Here is a 21,665-nt window from a genome sequence, read left to right as displayed (position 1 = left end):
CAGTAGCATGCGGCGCCATGAGCTCCCCCACTGGGCCTGCTTCCGGCCTGCCCGTACGAATGCCGCGACCCCGCCAGCCCGGACGCCACCGTCGCCCGGAACCCGTGGCCGCCCCCGAGGGCGCGCCGTCTCTCGTTCTCGCGGTGCCCGGTACGCCCAGCGCCGCCACGCGCATGCTCGCCGACGAGGTCGTGAGCATCGCCCGTTCCGAGCTGCCCGGCCTGGACGCGCGGGTCGCTTTTGTGGACGGAGAGGTCACCGACTTCCCGGTGTCCGCCGAATTCCCCTCCCTCGCGTCCGTGCTCGCGCACGCCGCGAAGGAGCGCACCGCCCGCTACGAGCAGGCGCTTGCCGCCGGTGTCGAGGCCAAGGAGCCCGAGGGCCCGGTCGCCGTCGTCGTGCCGCTGCTCGCGGGGCCCGACAACGCGCAGATCCGGCAGATCCGGCAGGGCATCTCCGACAGCCGCGTCGCCGCCGAGCTGACGGACGTCCTCGGCCCGCACCCGCTGCTCGCCGAGGGCCTGCACGTGCGCCTGTCGGAGGCCGGGCTCGCCCGCGCCGACCGCGCCCGCCTGTTCACCGTGGCCACCGCCGCGGACGGGATCATCCTCGTCACCGTCGGCGGTGAGGAGGCGGTGCAGGCCGCCGGGATCACCGGCATGCTGCTCGCCGCGCGCCTCGCCGTGCCGGTGATGGCCGCCGCGCTCGACGAGGAGGGCGCCGTCACGGCCATCGCCGAGCAGCTGCGCGGCTCCGGCTCGCAGCAGCTGGCGCTCGCGCCGTACCTGATCGGGCCCGAGCTGGACCCGAGCGTGCTCGAGGCCGCCGCCAAGGACGCGGGGTGCGCTGCCGCGGAGCCGCTGGGGGCGTACCCGGCGATGGGGAAGCTGGCGCTGGCCAAGTACACGACGGCGCTGGGCATCACGCCTCAGCCGGTCGCCTCTGGCAGTTGAGCAGCACGTACGTGAGGCCCGGGGCTGTTGCCTCGGGCCTCTCGTCGTTTCTTCCCGGTGTTCCGTTCGGCTCGCCCTGCGGGCTCGATCGTCGCCCTTCAGGCTTGTCCTCACCCGCCGGACGGGCTTGACAGGGCCGGGCTCAGGCGTCGAAGACGACGCAGGACGCCGCCGGTACCCGTACCGAACCGCCGCGTACCGGTACGCCGGTGCCGGGTTCGACGGTGAACCACGTGACATCGCCGGAGCGCTCGTTCGCCGCGTACAGGAAGCGGCCCGAGGGGTCGAGGGCCAGGTCGCGGGGCCAGTTGCCGCCGCACGGGACGGTCGTCGTCAGGGTCGGCGTCTCGCCCGTGGGGTCGAGGGAGAGCACCGAGATGACGTCCTCGCCGCGGGTCGCCGCCCACAGGTGCCGGCCGTCGGGGGCCACGACGACCTCGGAGGGGTAGGCGTCGCCGCGCGGCGTCCCGGCCAGGATCGGGGTCTCCGTGAGCGGCTTGAGGGTGCCGTCCTCGGCGTCCCAGCGGCAGACCGTCAGGGTGGGTGAGAGCTCGTTCAGGACGTACGCGTATCCGCCCGACGGGTGGAACGCCAGGTGGCGGGGGCCCGAGCCGGGGCGCAGCGGGGCCTCGCGGTGCAGGGTGAGGCGGCCGTCGGTGAGGGCGCAGATCCGGACCGAGTCGGTCCCCAGGTCGACGCCGAGCGCCCAGCGTCCGCTCGGGTCCGGCACGATCTGGTGCGCGTGCGGCGCCTGCTGGCGCTGCGGGTGCGGTCCCGATCCGGTGTGCCGCAGCACGTCGCGCCCCGCCCCGTCCGGGGTGCCGTCGGGGCGCAAGGGCAGCGCGGTGACGCTGCCGGAGCCGTAGTTGGCGGTCAGGACGTGCCCGTTCCAGACGGAGACGTGCGTGGGTCCCGCGCCGTCCACCAAAACCGGCGGTGCGGTCAGGGCCGGCGGCACGGTGTCCGTACGGAACGCGGCGACCGCCCCGTCGGGCGTCTCGCTGACCGCGTAGAGCAGGCCGTCCGCGACCGCCAGGTACGAGGGGTCGGGCAGCGCGTCCGTCGAGCCGAGCACCGTGAGGCTGCCGTCCCTGGCGTCGAGGTCCGCCGTGACGATCCCGCGGCCCCCCGCCGCCGTGAACGATCCGATGTGGGCCCGCCCTGCCTGTCTGCCGCTCACTGCTTCCCCTTTCGGCGTACGGGCCCGGTGCCCGTGCGGCCGACGGTAGCAGTGGGTCTAGACCAGATCGGGCCAGGGCGTCCGGCGCCGCGCCGCCGTCGGCTGCTCCCCGCGGGCGCGAGCATGGGCGTCGGGGTGGTGCACGTACGACGGGGTGTGCTGGACGTCGTCGTACGTGCGGTGGAAGACCGGGGTCGCCGAGCCGGAGATCGGCGGCACGATCCACGACCAGTCGGCGCCGACGGCGCGCCCGCGGGACTCCTCGCGGTCGAGGTGGGCGAGGAAGCGGCGGGATTCGGTGTGGTGGTCGGTGACGGTGACGCCGGCCAGGTCGAAGGAGTGCAGCACGGACCGGTTGAGCTCGATCAGGGCGCGGTCCTTCCACAGCGAGCGGTCGCTGCTGGTGTCGAGGCCGAGGCGCCGGGCGAGGTGGGGCAGCAGGTTGTAGCGGTCGGTGTCGGCGAGGTTGCGGGCGCCGATCTCGGTGCCCATGTACCAGCCGTTGAAGGGGGCGGCGCCGTAGCAGACGCCGCCGATCTCCAGGCACATGTTGGCGAGGGCGGGAACGGCGTGCCAGCGCAGGCCGAGATCGGGCCACCAGTCGAACTCCGGGTGGTGGAGCGGGACTTCGAGGACCGCGTCCGGCGGCAGCTCGAAGCAGCGCGGCTTCGTGTGCGGGACGGCCTGCACGATCAGCGGCAGCACGTCGAAGGGGGTGCCGGCGCCACCGCTCCAGCCGAGCTCGCGGGCGTACGCGGTCAGACCCGCCCCGCGCGGATCGCCGACGACCTGCCCGTCGCGGCGCACGTATCCGGCGTAGCGGATGAGCTGCTCGTTCCAGATGCGCGGTCCGGGGCGGCCCGGGGCGTCCGGGCCGAAGACGGTGATCAGGGGGCGGATGCGGCCGCCGGGAGCGGCCTCGCGCAGGTGGTCGGCGCAGGCGGCGGCAATCTGCTCCGCCGTCGTGAGGTGGCGCAGATCGCGCACGCGCAGGGAGCGCCAGTACAGGCGGCCTATGCAGCGGTTGGAGTTGCGCCAGGCGACGCGGGCGCCGAAGACGAGTTCCTGCGGGGTGTGCGTGTAGGTGCCGGTGGCCGCGAACTCGGCGGCGACTTCGGCGAGGCGGCGGCCCGGGTCGCCGAGCCGCTCCTCCGCGTGGTGCTGGGCGATGAACTCGGCGGCGGCGCGGCCCGCATCCCGCGCGGGTTCCGTGGGGCGTCGGGCGCGGTCACCGGGCAGCGGTCGTGCCGGGCACCCCCGCCCCGGGCGGCGGCGAGCCAGCCCTCCACCTCGTGGTTCCCGGTCCGGCGCAGGTCGCTACGCATGGGGTGCCCCCAACGGCTCGACGGTGGCACCGGCTCGCTCCCGCGCGGCCGTGCCCTGGCGTCCAATGGCGCGGGGTCACCCCTCGGGCACTCTGATCCGCCCTGTACGCCCCCGGGGCACGTGCCTCGATCGGGGCCGGGCTGTCCACGCCGATGCGAGACAACCACAAGTCGGCACCGGCGGGCGGCCGGTCACGGCCCTCCGGGGAGCGCGCGGAACTACATGAGGGCGCACACCTGTTTGACCGCGCCCGGTCTCACGCGCCCAGGCGTGCGCCGCGCAGCGGGACGGCGAGCTCGACGAGGGCCTGCTCCAGGGCGTGCAGATGGGCGAGGACCGGTTCGGACTCAGCGGCCTGCGGCGCGGAGTCGACACGGCGCGGATAGGGAGCGGGCGCGGTGAGCGCCTCGACGGCGGCCTCCACCCGCCAGCAGGCGGCGGCGAGCCGCGCGTCGTGCGAGGCCTCCGGGTCGGCGGCCACGGAGGCGAGGCCGCGCACCTCACGGGCGCAGTCGTCGAGCAGCGCCAGCACCTGCCGGGCGCGTCCCTTGCGGGCCTTCATCGGGCTGAGCGGGTGCACGAGAGGGCTCAGCGACAGCCGCACGCGACCGAGGATCGCCTCCAGCTCCGCGACGCGCGGGCCCGGGTCCGCGGCGGGCGACCCGGCGAGCCGGGCGGCGGCGTCCGCCGTGCACGCGTGCACGCAGCGCAGCGCCCGCTCGACCCAGGCGTCGGTCACCGAGTGCGTGGTCACCGGCAGGACCAGCAGAACGGCGAGTACGGCACCGAGCGCGCCGACCGCGGTCTCGCTGACGCGCAGGGCGAGCAGCGCCGGGTCGAGGACGCCGAGAAGCCCGTACAGCATGCTCGCCATGACGGTGACGGCGAGCATCATCCACGTGTACGAGACGTGCGCGGTGTAGAAGATCCCGAAGACACTGACCGCGACGATCACCGCGGCGGCGACCGGCTCATGGTGCAGGGGCACGGCCACGGCGAAGCCGAGCACGATGCCGAGCACGGTCCCGAGGAACCGCCGGAACCCGCGCACCACGGTCTCGCCTCGTGAGGTCGTCGCGACGAACACCCACCACGTGGCGCCCACGGCCCAGTACCACCGCTGATCCGACAGCACCTGCCCGACCGCGAGCGCGAACCCCGCCCCCACGGTCGCCTGCACGGCCTGCCGCGTCGTGATCCGCGCGAGCCCCGTGCCACCAGTGGGCGCAACGACGGGAACCGGCCCGGGCAGCCGCCGCTCGTAGCACCACACCCCGAACCGCACGGTGGCGGCGGTGGCGAGCGACAGGATGACGGCCGCGTACAGCTCGGGGAGCTGGCCGGGAGTGGCGTGCAGGAACTGGGTGGCGAAGAACATCATGAACGCGAACACCCCGAGGGAGTGGCCGCGCGGCCCGAACCGGCGGGCGTACACGCCGCCCCCGACCACCGCGAGGAAGGCCACGTCACGCGCCACCGGCACCTCGTGCAGGCCGGCCGCGAGCGCGAGCACCGGAAGCCCGACGACCGGAAGCAGCGCGGTCGTGACCGCCTGCCCGCGCACCGTCGCGTCGGTCACCGTGAAGAGAGCGAGCAGCGCAGCCAAGCCACCGGTGATCGCCGCCACCAGCGAATGCCCCACCGCCCCGCACAGCGCGACAGCGAGCCCGATCCCGAGCACGGCCCGGCTCGCGAAACGCAGCCGCATCCGTCCCGGATCCGGCGCCACGAACGCCCTCTTCAGCAAGTTGCCCCGCCCCTTTCGCACCTGGATGCGCCACGACATGAGAAAGGCGCCGCGGAGACCCTTTGCGGATCCGCAGCGCCATCGACACACCGATTGCACCATCACACCTGCCGACGGTTCAACACAGGCCAAACATCCTGAACCAATGGCACAGTCGACACCGTCATCACTCAGCTGGCACAGAGCCAACGGACCAACTCGGCCGACACCGTCACCCCAGGGCGATGAGGCCGGCTTTGAAGTCCATGAAGGAGTCGTCCGAGCAGCCGCCACCGATGAGGTAGGCGGCTGCCCGCGCGTCAGCTACCTGATTTAGCGGCCCTTACGCTTTCGCGATATTCCGTAGAGGCCCAGAGAAATCAGTCCGACGATGATTACTATCAGGAGCCATGTAGGCAACTGCGGTCCCGTCACGCCACCTCTGGCAAGAGGAAGAAAAAGGTCCTCCGTCATTTCTTTGTGCCCTCATTCCTATAGGTACTGACCCGCCCGGTCCTTGGCCCAGTTCCCCACGTAGTACGAGGCGCCGAAGCACAAGCCCTGCCCCGCCAGCCCTGCAACTCCTCCAGTGGGGACGGAGAGCGCGGCCAGCCCAGCTTCGCAGGCGACCTGTGTGACGGCCCCAGCCCAGATGCCGATACCCGTTGCCGCCGCCTCCTTGAAATCACCCTGTATCAGGGAAGCGCCAAGCTCGCCGTAGTCCTTCGCCTCGAATATCTTGCCGATGTCACCGAATACGGAAAGCCCGGTGGGATCGATCTTGTTGACGGGGTCGCCGGCCGCGTAGAGGTAGGGGTTCTGTTCCTGGCCGGAGGGGTCGGGTTGGGTGAAGCGGCCGATGTTGGGGTCGTAGTAGCGGGCTGCGTAGTGGTAGAGGCCGGTGGCGTCCTGGTAGCCGCCGGCGAACCGGTAGGGCTGGGTGATGGTTTCGTTGCCGGTGCTTCGGGTGACGCCGCGGGGGCTGTAGGCGTACGTGTTCACCTTCGCGCCGGATTCGTCGGTCACGCCGATGACGGAGCCGATGGCGTCGGTGAGGTAGTAGTACGCCTTTCCGCTGCGGGACATGGAATTCAGGGTGCCCCCCGGGTTCGCGGACAAATCCCGTGTCCACGCCACCAGTTGTGGTTGCGGACAGGCCGATGGGGCCGTTGTGGAAGTAGGTGGTGCCGAGGCGGATGCTCTCGCTCTGGTCGGTGGAGCCGTACTGGCCCGTGTACGTGGTGCCACCGACGGTCAGGGCGGTGAGCTGGCTGTGATCCGACCATTTCTCGCCGGTGCGGGTGCCCTCGGGGGTCGAGGCGCCGGCGGTCTCGTTGCCGACCTGGTCGTAGGACCAGTTCGTGCTCGAGCCGTTCTTCGCGGTGATCTGCTGGGCGTCGTTGATGGTGTAGGTGGTGCCGCGGGGGCAGCCTTGGGTGACGCCCTGGCTGGTGAGGTTGCCGGCGAGGTCGTAGCAGTACTGCCAGGCCTCGTTGAGGGTGGTGCCCTTGTTCTCCTCGGCGTAGAAGAAGCGGCCGGCGCCGTCGTAGGTGTAGGTCGTCTTCGTGCCCGCGGCGTTGTCGGTCCTGGTGCGGATCTTGTCGCCGTCGGTGGCGGCGCTCGTACCGTAGCCGTAGGTGTAGGCGAGGTCGACCAGCGTGCCCTTGGCACTAGTGGTCTTGATCGTCTTGGGGCGCATCGAGTTGTCCAGGCCGACCGTCTGGACGGTACCGCCCGGGTACTTGGTGACCGTCCGCTTGTCGTTGCGGTTGTACTCGTACGTCGTGACGCGGCCCTGCTGATCCTTCAGCGAGGAAAGGGTGTTGACCTCGTTGAAGGTGTAGTCGATGGTCCCGGACGGGTCCTGGTAGTAGTCGACGTTGCCCGCCGGGGTGTAGGCCAGCAGGGTCTGGGAGCCGTCCTGCAGGGTGCGGATCGTCTCGCGCTGCAAGGGGTCGAACTCGTATGTCACCGTGCCGGTGGAGTCGTCGCGCTGGCGCAGGTTGCCGTCGCCGTCATACGCGTACCGGACGGTGTCGTTCGTCGTGGAGACCGTCTTGATGCGGTCCAGGTTGTCGTAGGTGAAGACCTTCTTGATGCCCCGTCCGTCGGTGAGGGTCTCGGTGCGGCCCAACTCGTCGTAGGTGTAGGTGGTCTTGCCCACCGGGGACGGTGGCGTGACCGTCGTCAGGTTGCCCTCACCGTCGTAGGCGAAGGACGTGGTGACGGTCTTCGTCGACGACATGGTCGTCTTCTGGGTGCACCGCTGGCCTTCGAAGCCGCCGCAGGTGGGGGTGGCGGGGTTGTAGGTGTAGGAGACGTTGCCGCCGCCCGTGCCGGTCTGCGCCACCGACTTGGTGTTGCCCGCCGTGTCGTACGTGAAGGACGTCTTCTCGCCGTCGGCGTTCGTGGAGTCCTTGGGGACGTCACCGCCGGCGATGGTCTGCCAGTTCGTCACCGACTGCCCGCCGGTCGGCGACTTGATCGTGGCCAGGTTGTTGCGGGTGGTGAACCCGTAGTCGGTGACGTTCCCGGCGCTCGTGCCAGTGCCCATGGCATCCGTGGCCGTGTCGATGTTGTGGTTCGCGTCGAACTTCGTCGAGCGGGACCGGCCCAGCGCGTCGGTGACGTCGGTGACCTGCCCGTCCGCGTCGTGCTTGTACGAGGTCGCGTGCTGCTCGGGGTCGGTGACCTTCGTCGTCCCGGCCACCGTCGCAGACGACGTGTCGTAGGCGTAGGTCCAGGTCGGGCCGGTGTGGACGGAGCCGTTGAAGTCAGTGGCCCGCAGCATCGAGGTGACCCGGTTCGCGTCGTCGTAGGTGAACGCGGTGACCCGCCCCTCCGCCGTCGTGATCTTGGTGAGGCGGCGCGAGGAGTCGTGGTCGAAGGTGGTGGTCTTGCCCTCGGCGTCCGTCGTGGTGTGCAGATTCCCGGCCGCATCCAGGTTGAAGACGGCGGTGCGGCCGGTGTGGTCCTTGGCCTGCCACTGCGAGGCGTCCGTCTTGTACAGGTCGACCCAGCGGCCGGAACGGGTCTCGGTCAGCTTGAAACCCTTGTGCTCGCTGCCCTCGTCGTGCTGGGTGACCGTGATGGTGCCCTGGTTGCGGTCGGTGACCTTGGTCAGCGTGCCGTTCGCGTCGTACGTGTCCTTCGAGGACGACTTCCAACTGTTGACCGTGTACGTGCCGTCCGCGTTCTTCGTGAGGCTCTTCGAGTAACCCTTGGGCGTCGCGTACGTGCCGTCGGCGTTCTTCGTGAAGCGGACGCTGTTGCTGGAGGCGTCGTAGAGGACCACTTCGTCGTCCTGGATCTGCCGGTACCGCTCGTACTGCTGCCACCACCGCTGCGTCACCTTGCCCCAGGGCGCAGAAGCGGTTCGATTCGCTCCCGCAGGTCATCCGACACGGTCCATGGCGATGCCCCCCCCGGATGCCCCACCGCCCCGCACAGCGCGACGGCGAGCCCGATCCCGAGCACGGCCCGGCTCGCGGACCGCGAACAGCCGGAGCCGCATCGCCGACCACGCAGCTCCGGCCCTCCGTTCGCGGTGCGCGCCGGGCTGAACTCCCGCGCCCGGACGCGCTCCCGAACGGAGTGCGAGGGCAGGCGCCCTGCCGGTCCTGCCGTGCGGCTCCTGCCGAGTTCGCTCCGAAACGACGGGGGCCGGGTCGCTTCGGCAGCATCGCGCCTCGGGGAGCCGCCTGCTGACGACTATGTCGCGCCCGCCGTGGGAAGGCAGTCCCTCGAACGAAGCGTGTTCCCGCAGGCCGGCCGGTTCCTGGGTCCTTGAGCGAAACGAGGGGTGGTTTCCGTGGAGCAGAAGGTCGAGCGCGCCGAGGTGCGGGCTGCCGCGGGCGACGCGGCGGCGGAGGCCCTGCGCGGCGTGTACGGGCCAGGTCTGCGCATGGGCGGAACCCGCGAGGGTGCGGGCTCCTTCCATGTGCGGCATGCGGCTGCCGCCGGGATGTCCTACGACGAGGTACGTCTCCCGGCCCGCCTAAACTTCACCAACGACGCGCTCGGGCCCCTGGTGGTCATCACGACCCTGCGCGGCGCGGTGGAGCGGACCTGCGGCCGGCATCAGGGCACGTTCACCGCGGGCGACGTGTGGCTGGCCAACGCGCCGGAGCGCCCCTACGCGGCGCGCACGGACCAGTTCGACGCGGCCACCGTCAACCTGTCCCCCCAGCTGCTCGCCGAGGCCGCCGCCGCCGTCGCCCCGGGCACGACCGACCGCTTACGTTTCACCGAACTCGTCGCCGCCGACCCCCAGAACGCGGCGTTGTGGGAATCCGCCCGGGCCTACACGCGCGCCGTGTGCGCGTCCCCCGCCCTGGAGAACCCGCTGGTCATGGGGACCCTGGCCCGGCACCTGGCCGCCCTGGCCCTCCAGGTCTTCCCCAACAACCTCACCGACCGCGCACCGCTGCCGGCCGACACCCGGGACGCCACACCCCTCACCGTCACCCGGGCACGGGCCTTCGTCGATGAGCACGCCCACACCGACATCGGCCTCACGGACATCGCCGCGGCCGTGCGCGTCACACCCCGAGCACTGCAATACGCGTTCCGCAAACACCTCGACGTCACCCCGCTGGAATACCTGCGCCGGGTACGCCTGGCGGGCGCCCACCAGGACTTGCAGGCAGCGCTGCCCGGTACCGGGATCACCGTCACCGCGGTAGCCATGCGCTGGGGTTTCTCCCACCTGGGACGCTTCGCCACCCAGTACCGCACCGCGTACGGGCGCCCGCCCTCCACCACCCTGCGCCAGACCCCGTGAGCACGTGGCCGTGCGGTTCGGGAGCAGCCTCACCCACACGAGGCATGGGCACCTTGTGCAGGTCCGGTGCGGGGTCGTAGGTTCCGCGCGTGAGCGATGAGGCGCCCCGTGCGGGCACACACTCCACCGTCCTGGTCGTCGACGACCACGAGCCGAACCGGTTCGCCGTCGGCAGCGTGCTGCGCCGCGCCGGCCACCATGTGCTGGAGGCTGCCACGAGCGCCGAGGCGTTGGCCGTGCTGCGGGGCGCGGAGCCGTTGCCGGACGTGGCGATCATCGACGTACGGCTCCCCACGGTGAGCGGGTTCGAGCTGGCCCGGCAGATGGCCGCGGATCCCGCGCTCGCCCGCATCCAGGTGGTGCACATCTCCGCGGAGGCGAACGAGGCGCACGACCGCGTCCGGGGCCTTCAAGGGGGAGCCAGCGCCTACCTCGCCTCACCCGTCGCGCCGGAGGAACTGCTTGCCACGGTCCACATGGTGCTGGCGGCCGGACGGCAGGCGCAGGAGGCCCGTGACGAGCGCCGGTTCGCTCTCGACCTCCAGCAGGCGTTCTTGCCCCGCGCTCACAAGCTGGCCACGCTCAGGGACATCGACCTGGCCGTCGGCTACCTGCCCGCGATGAAACACTCGCAGCTCGGCGGCGACTTCTACGCGGCCTTCGCCGTCGAGCGCGGCGTGCTGCTGGCCGTGGGCGACGTGGCCGGGCACTCCCTGGCCGCGGCGACCGTGATGGTCGAGCTCCGGCACGTCCTGCGCGCCTACGCGCTCGAGGGCCACGAACCGCATCACATCCTGCAGTTGATGGACCGGCTCCTGCTCCACTTCCACAGCGACGTCACGGCGACGATGTGCCTGATCGTCCTCGATCCGCGCTCCGGCGTGATGGAGATCGCCAATGCGGGGCACCTGCCACCGCTGATCGTCCCGGCCGACGCACCGGCGCACTACCTGCCCGTCCACGGCCCTCTGCTGGGCCTGGGCCTGTCGCACAAGCCGGCCACGACCGCGCGGCTCGACCCGCACCAGGTACTGCTGATGATCACCGACGGGCTGATCGAACGTCCCCGTGTCGACCTCGCCGACTCGATGGAGGACCTCCGCCGGCGCGCCGGGCAGGTCCCCTGCTCCCCGCACGCGCTGCGTGACGCGTTACTGCGCCACTACAGCGTCGACCCCGAGGACGACATCGCCCTGCTGGCCGTGAGCCGGCGGTCGGACCGACCGGCAGAGCGGTAGCCCGGTCAGCATGACGAGAGGTCCGCGTCCAGCCCTTCGGTGAAGAAGTCCGTGAGCCTCTCGACCGCCGCGTCGACGTACTGCTTCTTGTCGTAGAGGTCGACGTGACTGGCTCCCTCGATCCAGTGGATCTCCGCGGGCCCGGTGGTCCGCTGGTGCGCCTCGACGGCCATCCACGAGGTGACGGCCCGTTCGCCGATGACCTGGAGGACGGGGCGGTCGCCGATCAGCGGGATCGCGAGGAAGGCGTCGTGGAGCGCCATGCGGTCGATGCTCTCCCAGGCCAGGGACTTCGCGGAGCGCTCGTGCCGGCCGCGCGGCGTGCAGTAGTACGCGAAGCCCTCGACCGCGTGTTCGCCGCCGAGTGCGGCGGCCTGTTCGGCGGTGTCGGGGAACATCGTCAGCGCCCCGGGGTCCTCGCCCCGCGCGGCTGCGGTGCGAGCGTCGGCCGCCGCGCGCAGCAACGTACGGAAGACGGCCGGGTCCTGGGCGCCGTCGGCGCCGCGCCGGAACTGGCGGGCGGGCTCGGCGGTCGACACGGTGGCCACGGCCCTGACGCGCGGGTCCGTGCCGGTGGCGGCGAGGGAGTAGCTGCCGGAGGCGCAGATGCCGAGCAGCCCGATCCGGTCCGGGTCGACCGTGTCCAGCGTCGTCAGGTAGGAGACGGCCGCCTTGAAGTCCTCCACCCGCTGCGCGGGGTCTTCGAGGCCGCGCGGCAGACCGCCGGACTCGCCCTGGTACGCGGCGTCGAACGCCAGCGTCACGAAGCCGCGCTCCGCCATCAGCCGCGCATACGTGCCTGAGGTCTGCTCCTTCACGGCGGTGCCGGGGTGCCCCACGACCAGTGCGGGCCGAGGCCCTGCCCCGGTGGCTCCTTCAGGCAGGTAGAGGTGTGCGGCGATCTGGATGCCGGCGCTGGGGAAGGTGACATCGGTCCTGTTCATGAGAGTTCTCCTCGGTGGAGCAGCGGTGGATCGGTGGTGGGAACACGTCCACCTTCGCCGCACCTCAAGCCCGGGAAAAGAGACAGGTTTCTGCCTGGGAAAGAACCTTCCCCCTCACACGTGTGACACCGCCGGAACATCCGCGCCACACTGATCGGCATGACGTCGGATTCCCATCCCCACCTCGGGGCCTTCCTCAAGGCGCGTCGGGCGCAGCTGACTCCGCGCGAGTGCGGCCTGCCCGACACGGGCTCACCTCGCAAGGTCGCGGGACTGCGCCGGGAAGAGGTCGCCGCGCTCGCCGCGATCAGCGTGGACTACTACACGCGCCTCGAGCAGGGCCGAGTGCGTGCCTCGGCCCCGGTGCTCGCCACGCTCGCGCGCGCCCTGCGCCTGGACGAGGATCAGACCCGGTACGCGTACGAGCTGGCCGGCCGCGGCGACGCCCGGCCGCGCCGCCGCTCGGCCCAGCGGGTCCGCCCGGCCGTGCGCCGCCTGCTCGACCAGCTCGCGCACACCCCGGCGCTCGCCCTCGGCAGACGTCTGGACGTGCTGGCGTGGAACCCGGCCGCGACCGCCCTGTACACCGATTTCGCGGCGGTCCCGGCCGACCGGCGCAACTACGTACGTCTGCTGTTCACCGATCCGGCGATGCGGGCCCTGCACCGCGAATGGAAGCACGACGCCCGCGACGCGGTGGCCGCCCTGCGCATGGAGGCCGCGGCCGAACCGGACGACCCCGAACTCGCGCGTCTCGTGGGCGAGTTGTCGGTCCAGGACGCCGACTTCCGCACCTGGTGGGCCGAACACCGCGTCATCACCGCCGGGTACGGCACGAAGCACTACCGTCACCCTGTCGTGGGCGACCTCACCCTCGACTGCGACACCTGGGCCAGCCCGGACGGCTCCGGTCAGCGCCTGATGGTGCTGACCGCGGAACCCGGCAGCGACGCCCATGACGCCCTGCGCATCCTCACCTCGTGGGCCGCCGACAACCGCCCTTCCCCGGCCGCTTCGCCGTGAACCGGTCGAACCCCCCGCGTGGAAGGCGGCGAGGTCGATCCTGATCCGGCCCGGCCCGGCCGGGATGCGGTCCATCGACGGGTTGAACCCCTGGCGGGTGGCCACCTTCAGGCCCACGTCCGCGAGGTCGGCCTCGACGACCCGGTCGCGCTGGAACGCACCGCCCTTTGTACGGAACTCCCTTACGATCTGCGCTTCTTGACCAAGCGTCAGGTACGTCGCGCCCAGCGTGCTCCCTTCCGGTGGTCGCCCGAGCCGTTGCACCGCGGGCCGGCGCGGCCCTACGGGGCGCCGCGCCGGGTCTCTGCGCAGGAGAGCGTGGGCGCGGACGACAGCGGCCCCCGTGGCCCCGTGCCGCTGGAGCGCGGGCCGGCCGGCACGAACTCGCTGACGATGCACGGGTGACGGCCTGGCCGGTCGGCGTCGAGGACGCGCCCCCGCGGCGGGTTCACCGACGCGTCCCGGGCGAGCCACACGACACCCTGCCCGCCCCCAACCCCCGGCCTCCCAGCCCCACCCAGTTCACAGCGGCCTTCCAGGCCCGTGAACCTGCCGTGCATCATGCGGGATCGAGTCCCAGAACGGCGCGATCCTCGTGCGTTCCTGGAGAAGAAGTGCAGATACACCGCGCAAGAGGGTTGACGCTGTTGCGGAATATGGACAACGATCCCGCATGCCGCAACTCAGTTTCACCGAAGGGACAGAGCATTGAGTACCGCCGCACCTCCCGAGCCCGCCGCGCGTCAACGCGCGCGGCACGGCGGGCGTCTGTCCAACGGCGCCTTCGCGCTGCTCCTCACCGCGCCGGGCCTCGCCCTGTTCGCGGCGATCATCGTCTACCCGCTGGTGTCGGCGCTGGTCACCGGCTTCTTCAAGCAGGATCTCCGGCTGCCGGGGCGGGAGTTCGTCGGCCTGGACAACTTCACGTACTGGCTGGACGGCGACTTCCTGACGATCCTCAAGCAGACGCTGGTCTTCACCGTCGGCGCGACGATCGTGCCGTTCGTGATCGGTTTCGCGCTGGCCCTCGCGCTGAACACGGGTCTCAAGGGCAGCGGCTTCCTGCGCGGACTGTTCCTGTTCCCCTGGGTCATCCCGGGCGTCGTCGTCTCGTTCCTCTGGATGTGGATCTTCAACGCCAACTACGGCGTGCTGAACGGGATCCTCATGGACACCGGGATCATCGACGAGTCCATCACCTGGCTCGGGCAGCCCGGCACCGCCATGCTCGCCGTGATCATCACCAAGACCTGGGCCAGCTTCCCCTGGATGATGGTGATGCTCCTGGCCGGCCTCCAGACCGTGCCGAAGGAACTGCACGAGGCGGCCTCGATGGACGGCGCCGGTGCGATACGCCGCTTCGTCGCCGTCACCTGGCCGCAGGTCCGCGGCGTCGCCTCGATCGTGCTGCTCCTGGAGTTCATCTGGAACTTCCAGCACTTCGACACGATCTACGTCCTCACCGGCGGCGGCCCGGCGGGCGCCACGGAGACCTTCGCGACCGCCGTGTACCAGTCCGCCTTCAAGGGCTTCGACCTCGGCCGGGCGACGGCCCTGGGCGGCCTGTGGATGCTGCTGCTGCTCGTCCTCGTCGCCGTCTACCTCAGGATCACCGAGCGGAAGGGCGACGACGCCCGATGACCACCACGACCACGTCCCCCCTCTCCGCCACGGAGCCGCTGAAGCGGGCCGCGCGCACCGGCGGCTCCACGCGGCGCCGGATCCGCAAGGACCTGCTGCGCTCGCGGATCGCCGCCTGGTCGGCGGTCCTGGTGATCGGCGCCTTCGGGATGCTGCCGGTGTACTGGCTCCTCGTCACGGCCCTGAGCACCACGGACCAGGCCTTCCAGTTCCCGCCGAAGCTGATCCCCACCGAGCTCACCCTGCACAACTTCTCCGCTCTCGCCGAGAACGACCAGCTGCTCAAGTACCTGGTCAACTCGATGATCGTGGCGACGATCACCGCGGTGCTCAGCGTCGTCGTCGCCACGTACATGGGCTACTCGTTCTCCAAGTTCCGCTACCGCGGCCGCCGTTCGCTGATGCACCTGGTGCTCGCGTCCCAGATGTTCCCGCAGGCGCTGCTCCTGGTGACGCTCTACACGGTGTTCTCCAGCTTCGGCCTGCTGAACACGTACACCGCGCTGGTGCTCTCCTTCACCACCTTCACGATGCCGCTGTGCGTCTGGATGCTGAAGGGGATCTTCGACACGATCCCGGACGCCCTGCTGGAGGCCGCCTCCATCGACGGTGCCTCGCGGTGGCGGACGCTGCACTCGATCGTGGCGCCGCTCGCCGCCCCCGGCATGATCGCCGCCGGACTCTTCGCCTTCGTCCGGGGATGGAACGACTTCATCTTCGCGCTGACGCTCGCCGACAAGGAGAAGCAGACGCTGCCGCCCGGCCTCGTCTCCACGTACATCGGTGAATTCCAGACCGCGTGGCCCGAGTTGATGGCGGCCTCGCTCGTCGTGTCGATCCCGGTCGTCGTCGCCTTCATGTTCCTCCAGCGCTACCTCGTCGGCGGGATGACCGCCGGCTCGGTCAAGAGCTGATCCCCTCCCCCCTCTCCCTTGTCCGTCTTTCTCGAACCTCTTTCTTCTCTCACTGGAGTCACGATGACCACCTCAGGCATGAGCCGGCGCAACGCCCTTCGGATGTTCGGCATCGGCGCGCTCGGCGTGGCCGGCGCCGGAGCGCTGGGTGCCTGCGCGCCGTCCGGCGGCAGCACCACGTCCGGCGGCGGCGACACGAAGTCCAAGAACTTCGACTTCAACTCGTGGTCCCTGAACGAGGCGACGGCCAAGCCCGCCATCGAGAAGATCATCGCGGCCTGGGAGAGCGCCGAGAAGTCGAAGATCCGCACGGTCTCGTACCCGTACAACGAGTACCTGAGCCAGATCACGCTCAAGCTGGGCGGCGGCGAGACCACCGGCGCGGTGCACCTCGACATGGCCTGGCTCGGCACGATCGCGCAGATGGGCAAGCTCGCCGACCTGGGCTCCGTGGCCGGCAAGGGCGGCTACACCGATGTGGCGCTGAACAGCGGCAAGTTCGAGGACACGCAGTACGGGCTGCCGTGGAACACCGGCTCGATCGGTCTGATAGCCAACGCCAAACTCCTCAAGAAGGCCGGCATCAAGGAACACCCCACCACCATCGAGGAGTTCGAGGCCACGCTGCGCGAGCTGAAGGGGCTCGGCGGCGGGATCGTGCCCTACGCCGCGGCCACCAAGGTCGCCCAGCTCAAGGACATCTTCCCGTGGATGCAGACCTTTGGCTGCACCCTCGTGGACGGCGACAAGGTGACGATCGGCGACGACGCGTCCGTCGACGCGCTCACCTGGTACAAGAAGCTGCACGACGCGAAGCTGATCGCCGCGGACGTGGACCGTTTCGACGCGCGGGCCCTGTTCAGTCAGGGCAAGGCCGCCTTCTACGACGACGCGATCATCGGCAAGGGCGTGACGTCCGCGCAGTCCAAGGACAAGACCCTCGCCGACGCGATGCAGCCGGTGCCGCGCCCGGTGCTGCGCGCCGGTGACGACCCGCGCGCCCTGCTGTGGGGCGGCGTGATCGCCGTCGTCAAGGGCAAGGGGCAGGACGCGGCGACCCGGTTCGCGCTGCACACCACCTCCGACCGGAAGACCACGTCCCAGTACTTCGCCGACCTGGCGCTCCCGCCGTCCACCAAGGCCGGGCTCGCGGATCCGACGGTCGCCAAGGACACGTTCACCACCGAGTGGACCGAGAAGATCACCAAGACGGCGACCGGCAGCCCCTTCTGGCGCTTCGCGCAGAACGCGCAGATCGAGGAGGCGGTGGCCAAGCAGGTGCAGGCCGCGCTGGTCGGCAAGGCGTCGCCGAAGGACGCGATGAAGCAGGCGGGCAAGGAGGTCGCCGACCTTGTCAAGCGCTGATCCCTCGCCCGGCGGTGACCGCGGGGCCGGCACGAACCAGAGCGTGGAGCGGGCCGTCTCGGTGCTGCGCGCGCTCGACTCGGGACGGGCCGAGCTCCGGGTCTCGGACATCGCCGACCTGACCGGGCTCGGCTCCTCCACCACCTCCCGGCTGCTCGCCACCCTCGAACGACTCGACCTGGTCGAACGCGACCCGGTCAGCAACCTCTACCGGCTCAGCCTCGGCACCCTGCCGCTGGCCGCCACCGCCGTCAACCGGCACCCCGTGCACCGCGCCGCCCGCACCGTCCTCCAGGACCTCGCCGCCCGCACCGGGCTTGGTGCGAACGTGGCCGTGCGGCGCGGTGACGTCCTGATGTTCCTGTGCAACTTCGAGGGCGCCCGCGCCCCCAAGTCGCACAGCCAGGCGGGACACACCGCCCCGCTGCACGCCACCGGGATCGGCAAGTGCCTGCTGGCGGCCCTCTCCCCCAAGGAGCGGCGCAGGCTGCTCACCGAACCCCTGGAGGCCCATACGGAGTTCACCACCGTCAGCCACGACATGCTCGACGAGGAGATCGTCGCCGTCCGCAGGTCGGGATACGCGGTGGAGGCCGAGGAGCGGGCGCTCGGCCGTGCGTCGCTCGCCGCTCCGGTCCGCGACGCCTCCGGCGCCATCGTCGCGGCGGTCTCCCTGTGGGGGCCGATGTCCGTCCTCGGCACCGCCGTCGGCGACGAGGCGCGCGGCGCGCTGGCCCGCGAGGTCGTGGAGGCCGCCGACGCGGTCAGCCAGGCGCTGGGGGCGGGCTGAGAGCGACGGGCATCCAAGTAGCCCGTACGGGCGGGGAGATGGACGCCGCACGAGGGCATCGCGCACCATGGCCCACGTGCCACTTCCCCACCAGGCTCCCCGCCCCGCCGCCCTGCCCGGCCACATGATCGTCTGTGGTGACGACGCGCTGGCCGAGCGGCTCGCGGCCGAACTGCGCGAGCTGTACCGCACCCAGGTCACGATCGTCGTCCCGTCCGCGCCGTCGGCGTCCGCCCCCGAGCCGGGCGGCGGCGGCCGGATGCGGGCCGCGGCGCTCCTCAGCCGCGTTCAGGCGGCGATGAACCGGACCCCGCCCAGCCCGGCCGACTCGCTCGCCGGGCAGGCCCCGCGCGTCCTCGAGGCGCCGATCCTCGACGAGGAGACGCTCACGGAGGCGGGCGTCGCGCGGGCCGACGCGCTGGCCCTCGTGCACGACGACGACGAGACCAACATCCGTGCCGCGCTCGCCGCCCGCCGCCTCAACCCCCGGCTGCGCCTGGTGATCCGGCTCTACGACCGCAGGCTCGGCCAGCATCTGGCGGAACTGCTCGACCAGGCCGCCGCGGTGGCCAGCCCGGGGCTCGACCTCGACGCCCTGGACACGTCCACCACCGTGCTGTCCGACGCGGACACGGCGGCGCCCGCGCTCGCCGCGACCGCCGTGGCGGGCACCAGCAAGGTCGTCCAGGCGGACGGGCTGCTGCTGCGCGCGGCGGAGCGGCCGCCCCCGGGCCGCGGCGAGGTCGCCGACCCGGGCCTGTGCACGCTCGCCATTCTCTCGGCGACCACCAACGACCCGGCGGGAGCGGAGGGTTCGGACGCCTCGGGGCAGGACGCGCCGCTGCTGCTGCCGGACGACCGCACCGTCGCGGCGGCCGCCGGGCGCGGCACGGTCGTCCTGGAGACCGTCACGCATGCCGTGCACAGCCGTCCTTCACGCTCCCTCGCGGGGCGCGGCCTGCCGCTCGGCTCACTGTTCTCGCGCCGTCTGCGGTGGTCGCTCGCGGGCCTGGTCACCGTGGTCCTCGGCCTGGCCCTCGCCACGTGGGCGACCACGGACTGGCATCCGCTGCGCGCCGGATACGTCACGCTGCTCGACCTGTTCGCCATCGATGACCCGGCGATCGGGCAGCCGGCGTCCCGCCAGGTCCTCCAGCTCCTCACCGGGCTCGCCGGGTTGCTGCTCCTGCCAGTGCTGCTCGCCGCGGCACTGGAAGCGCTCGGCACGTTCCGCTCGGCGTCCGCGCTGCGCCGTCCGCCGCGCGGCCTGTCCGGGCACGTCGTCCTGCTCGGCCTCGGGAAGGTCGGCACCCGCGTCCTGGCCCGACTGCACGAGATGGGCATCCCGGTGGTGTGCGTGGAGGAGAACCCCGAGGCCCGCGGCATTCCGCTGGCCCGCCGGCTGCGCGTGCCGACCATCCTCGGTGACGTACGCGACGAGGGGGTCCTTGAGGCCGCCAAGGTCCGGCGGGCGCACGCCCTGCTCGCCCTCACCAGCCACGACACCACCAACCTCGAGGCCGCCCTGTACGCGCGCTCGGTGAAGCCTGATCTACGGGTGTCGCTGCGCCTGTACGACGACGCGTTCGCGACCGCCGTCTACCGCACCCTGCGCGCCGCGCACCCGCTGGCCCTGACCCGCAGCCGCAGCGTTTCCTCGATGGCCGCGCCCGCGTTCGCCGGGGCGATGATGGGGCGGCAGATCCTGGGGGCGATCCCGGTGGAGCGCAAGGTGCTGCTGTTCGCCGCGCTGGACGTGGCCGGGCACCCGCAGTTGGAGGGGCACACGGTCGCCGACGCGTTCCGGCCCAGCAAGTGGCGGGTGCTGGCCCTCGACTCGACGGCGCCGGGCGAGCGCCGTCCGGACCTGGCGGCCTCCCGCGCGGAGGACGCCCCGGCCGCGCCGCCCGCCCTGATCTGGCAGTTGCACCCCGGCTATGTGCTGCGCGCGACGGACCGGGTCGTCGTGGCCGCCACCCGGCGGGGCCTCGCGGAGCTGCTGGGGCCGCAGGCGCACGCGGACCAGGTCACCTCGTAGACCCGTCGGCTCCTTGGGTATCGGCCGCCATCAGCGCCTGTGCCGCCTCACGCGCGACGGCGGCCCAGCCCGGGTCGCCGGTGATTCCCGCGGTGACGATCGCCCCCTCGGCGAGCAGGAAGAGCGGCTCGGAACTCCCCCTGCGCTAGGGCCTGTCCGACGCCCCATTGACGCGCCCCGTCCCCGCCCGTACCTTCCGTCGCGCCGTCACACCTCCACCACGGAAGGACGACGCCGATGCTCAGACGCACCTTCGCCCGCCTGACCGTCCCCCTCGCGGGGCTGCTCGCCGGGCTCTGCCTGGCGCCCTCCGCGCACAGCGCGCCCGACGGGTGGACCGGCACATGGGCGGCCGCGCCCACGGCCGCGCCCGCCAGCGACACGACGACGTACGAGGACCAGACACTCCGCCAGATCGTGCGCACCAGCGTCGCCGGGCGCACCCTGCGCGTCCGCTTCACGAACGAGTTCGGCACGACTCCCCTGGTCATCGGGGCCGCGCATGTCGCGCGCCGGGCCGCGGACGGCGGCGCGGCCGTCGATCCCGCCACCGACCGGGAGCTGCGGTTCGGCGGGCGGACGTCGACGACGCTCGCGGCGGGCGCGCGCCGCTGGAGCGACCCCGTCGCCCTGCCCACCCGGCCCGGCGACACCCTCGCCATCAGCCTGTACCTGCCGCGCCGCACGGCGGCCGACACGGTCCACTCCTCGGCGTTCCAGCACAACTACGTCGCGGCGGGCAATGTCGCGGGCAAGCCGGACCTCACCCCCACGGCCACGACGACGAGTTGGCGTTTCCTGTCGGGCGTGGCCGTCAACCGCCGTGCGGATACGGCCACTTCGGCGCTCGTGACGCTCGGCGACTCCATCACTGACGGCTCCGTCACGCAGACCGACGCGAACCACCGCTGGCCCGATCTGCTCGCCGAACGCCTGCGCAGCGACGACGAGTCGGCCGGCATCGGAGTCCTGAACGCGGGGATCGGCGGCAACCGGCTGCTGCGCGATCCGAACCCGCCCGCGGGCTCCCCCGCCGAGTCGTACGCCGCGTACTTCGGCGAGAGCGGTCTGAAGCGGTTCGACCGGGACGTGGTGAGCCAGCCGGGCGTGCGCGCGGCCGTGGTCCTGCTCGGCGTCAACGACCTGGGCCACCCGGGCACGACGGCACCCGCGTCGGAGGAGGTCACGGCGCCGGAACTCATCGCCGGGTACGAGCAGTTGATCCGGCGCGCGCACGAGCGCGGCCTGAAGATCTACGGCGCCACGATCCTGCCGTTCGAGGGCGACACGCTGGGCTTCCACACCCCCGAGCGCGAGGCGGCCCGGCAGGCGGTGAACCGGTGGATCCGCACGGGCGGCGCGTACGACGGCGTCGTCGACTTCGACGCGGCGACCCGTGACCCGCAGCAGCCGGGCCGGCTGCTCGCGGCGTACGACAGCGGCGACCATCTGCACCCGAACGACGCGGGGATGGCGGCGATGGCGCGCGCGTTCCCGCTGGAGCTGCTCAAGGGCTAGCGGCAGGGGTCAGCCATGAGGAATGCGAGTGTCCGGTTCCCGCCATGGCGGAGATCCGACACCGGCGGGTGCCGACCCAGGGCATCGGCCTCAACAACAGGGGCCAGGTCGCCTTCTACGCCATGGACCGCGAGAACGGGGGCGACGTCAAGATCCTCGTGGCGGGGCTTCCCGACCGAGCGACGACATGAGCGTGCCCCCTGTCCCGCCGGCGCGCGGGACAGGG

Annotated in this window: 16 protein-coding genes and 2 pseudogenes; 11 read left to right on the top strand and 7 right to left on the bottom strand. The window is 71.7% G+C overall.

What is annotated here, in order from left to right; translation table 11 throughout:
• Positions 1-17: 17 nt before the first annotated feature.
• Positions 18-953: a hypothetical protein gene (locus AB0L37_RS30070; RefSeq protein ID WP_365512219.1), complete on the top strand. Its 936-nt coding sequence runs from the start codon at positions 18-20 to the stop codon at positions 951-953.
• Positions 954-1,095: 142 nt separating this feature from the next.
• On the opposite strand, the gene AB0L37_RS30065 is transcribed toward AB0L37_RS30070, so the two are convergent.
• From AB0L37_RS30065 to AB0L37_RS30040, 6 genes and pseudogenes are all read right to left on the bottom strand, one after another.
• Entirely contained in the window at positions 1,096-2,133 is a 1,038-nt protein-coding gene (locus tag AB0L37_RS30065; protein WP_365512216.1) for a lactonase family protein, read from the bottom strand.
• Positions 2,134-2,190: 57 nt separating this feature from the next.
• A complete protein-coding gene (locus AB0L37_RS30060; protein ID WP_365512362.1) occupies positions 2,191-3,303 on the bottom strand; it encodes a nitric oxide synthase oxygenase in 1,113 nt (370 codons plus the stop codon).
• 412 nt (positions 3,304-3,715) lie between these two features.
• On the bottom strand, positions 3,716-5,206 hold the full coding sequence (locus AB0L37_RS30055; protein WP_365512213.1) for an FUSC family protein: 1,491 nt from the start codon (positions 5,204-5,206) through the stop codon (positions 3,716-3,718).
• Between the two features lie 211 nt (positions 5,207-5,417).
• A pseudogene (locus AB0L37_RS30050) lies at positions 5,418-5,489 on the bottom strand (DUF4240 domain-containing protein); the annotation flags it as partial.
• Between the two features lie 29 nt (positions 5,490-5,518).
• A complete protein-coding gene (locus tag AB0L37_RS30045; protein WP_365512210.1) occupies positions 5,519-5,659 on the bottom strand; it encodes an LPXTG cell wall anchor domain-containing protein in 141 nt (46 codons plus the stop codon).
• A gap of 18 nt (positions 5,660-5,677) precedes the next feature.
• Positions 5,678-8,699 (bottom strand): annotated as a pseudogene (locus tag AB0L37_RS30040) (RHS repeat-associated core domain-containing protein).
• 297 nt (positions 8,700-8,996) lie between these two features.
• Here AB0L37_RS30040 and AB0L37_RS30035 point away from each other — a divergent pair.
• The gene (locus AB0L37_RS30035) at positions 8,997-9,968 is read left to right on the top strand and encodes a helix-turn-helix transcriptional regulator (RefSeq protein ID WP_365512207.1); all 972 of its coding nucleotides are present in this window, start codon (positions 8,997-8,999) and stop codon (positions 9,966-9,968) included.
• 89 nt (positions 9,969-10,057) lie between these two features.
• Positions 10,058-11,206, top strand: a complete 1,149-nt coding sequence (locus AB0L37_RS30030) for a fused response regulator/phosphatase (protein WP_365512204.1) — start codon at positions 10,058-10,060, stop codon at positions 11,204-11,206.
• A gap of 5 nt (positions 11,207-11,211) precedes the next feature.
• On the opposite strand, the gene AB0L37_RS30025 is transcribed toward AB0L37_RS30030, so the two are convergent.
• Entirely contained in the window at positions 11,212-12,150 is a 939-nt protein-coding gene (locus AB0L37_RS30025; protein ID WP_365512201.1) for an alpha/beta hydrolase, read from the bottom strand.
• A gap of 159 nt (positions 12,151-12,309) precedes the next feature.
• On the opposite strand from AB0L37_RS30025, the gene AB0L37_RS30020 reads away from it, so the two are divergent.
• The 8 genes from AB0L37_RS30020 (at position 12,310) to AB0L37_RS29985 (ending at position 21,630) form a co-directional block, all read left to right on the top strand.
• Positions 12,310-13,173 (top strand): helix-turn-helix domain-containing protein, encoded by an 864-nt coding sequence (locus AB0L37_RS30020; protein ID WP_365512199.1) that lies wholly within the window; start codon positions 12,310-12,312, stop codon positions 13,171-13,173.
• Positions 13,174-13,881: 708 nt separating this feature from the next.
• The gene (locus AB0L37_RS30015; protein ID WP_365512196.1) at positions 13,882-14,814 is read left to right on the top strand and encodes a sugar ABC transporter permease; all 933 of its coding nucleotides are present in this window, start codon (positions 13,882-13,884) and stop codon (positions 14,812-14,814) included.
• Positions 14,811-15,728, top strand: coding sequence for a carbohydrate ABC transporter permease (locus AB0L37_RS30010; protein ID WP_365512193.1), 918 nt, complete (start codon positions 14,811-14,813; stop codon positions 15,726-15,728). The genes AB0L37_RS30015 and AB0L37_RS30010 overlap by 4 nt, the downstream gene beginning before the upstream one ends.
• Positions 15,729-15,791: 63 nt before the next feature.
• On the top strand, positions 15,792-17,093 hold the full coding sequence (locus tag AB0L37_RS30005) for an extracellular solute-binding protein (RefSeq protein WP_365512191.1): 1,302 nt from the start codon (positions 15,792-15,794) through the stop codon (positions 17,091-17,093).
• Positions 17,080-17,883, top strand: a complete 804-nt coding sequence (locus tag AB0L37_RS30000) for an IclR family transcriptional regulator (protein WP_365512188.1) — start codon at positions 17,080-17,082, stop codon at positions 17,881-17,883. Before AB0L37_RS30005 ends, AB0L37_RS30000 begins: the two co-directional genes overlap by 14 nt.
• 124 nt (positions 17,884-18,007) lie before the next feature.
• Positions 18,008-19,921, top strand: coding sequence for an NAD-binding protein (locus tag AB0L37_RS29995; RefSeq protein WP_365512359.1), 1,914 nt, complete (start codon positions 18,008-18,010; stop codon positions 19,919-19,921).
• Between the two features lie 237 nt (positions 19,922-20,158).
• Positions 20,159-21,439, top strand: a complete 1,281-nt coding sequence (locus tag AB0L37_RS29990; protein WP_365512185.1) for an SGNH/GDSL hydrolase family protein — start codon at positions 20,159-20,161, stop codon at positions 21,437-21,439.
• A gap of 44 nt (positions 21,440-21,483) precedes the next feature.
• The gene (locus AB0L37_RS29985; protein ID WP_365512182.1) at positions 21,484-21,630 is read left to right on the top strand and encodes a hypothetical protein; all 147 of its coding nucleotides are present in this window, start codon (positions 21,484-21,486) and stop codon (positions 21,628-21,630) included.
• Positions 21,631-21,665: the final 35 nt, after the last annotated feature.

The organism is Streptomyces sp. NPDC052225 (assembly GCF_040679615.1).
Classification (GTDB): Bacteria; Actinomycetota; Actinomycetes; order Streptomycetales; family Streptomycetaceae; genus Streptomyces.
This window is presented reverse-complemented; position numbering and strand designations above follow the sequence as displayed.

What these genes read in the sequence shown, in the direction of transcription:
- AB0L37_RS30010 (WP_365512193.1), top strand. Translation starts at nt 14,811, where the DNA reads ATGACCACCACGACCACGTCCCCCCTCTCCGCCACGGAGCCGCTGAAG.
- AB0L37_RS29985 (WP_365512182.1), top strand. Translation starts at nt 21,484, where the DNA reads ATGGCGGAGATCCGACACCGGCGGGTGCCGACCCAGGGCATCGGCCTC.
- AB0L37_RS29990 (WP_365512185.1), top strand. Translation starts at nt 20,159, where the DNA reads ATGCTCAGACGCACCTTCGCCCGCCTGACCGTCCCCCTCGCGGGGCTG.
- AB0L37_RS30020 (WP_365512199.1), top strand. Translation starts at nt 12,310, where the DNA reads ATGACGTCGGATTCCCATCCCCACCTCGGGGCCTTCCTCAAGGCGCGT.
- AB0L37_RS30070 (WP_365512219.1), top strand. Translation starts at nt 18, where the DNA reads ATGAGCTCCCCCACTGGGCCTGCTTCCGGCCTGCCCGTACGAATGCCG.
- AB0L37_RS29995 (WP_365512359.1), top strand. Translation starts at nt 18,008, where the DNA reads ATGATCGTCTGTGGTGACGACGCGCTGGCCGAGCGGCTCGCGGCCGAA.
- AB0L37_RS30005 (WP_365512191.1), top strand. Translation starts at nt 15,792, where the DNA reads ATGACCACCTCAGGCATGAGCCGGCGCAACGCCCTTCGGATGTTCGGC.
- AB0L37_RS30045 (WP_365512210.1), bottom strand. Translation starts at nt 5,659, where the DNA reads ATGACGGAGGACCTTTTTCTTCCTCTTGCCAGAGGTGGCGTGACGGGA.
- AB0L37_RS30025 (WP_365512201.1), bottom strand. Translation starts at nt 12,150, where the DNA reads ATGAACAGGACCGATGTCACCTTCCCCAGCGCCGGCATCCAGATCGCC.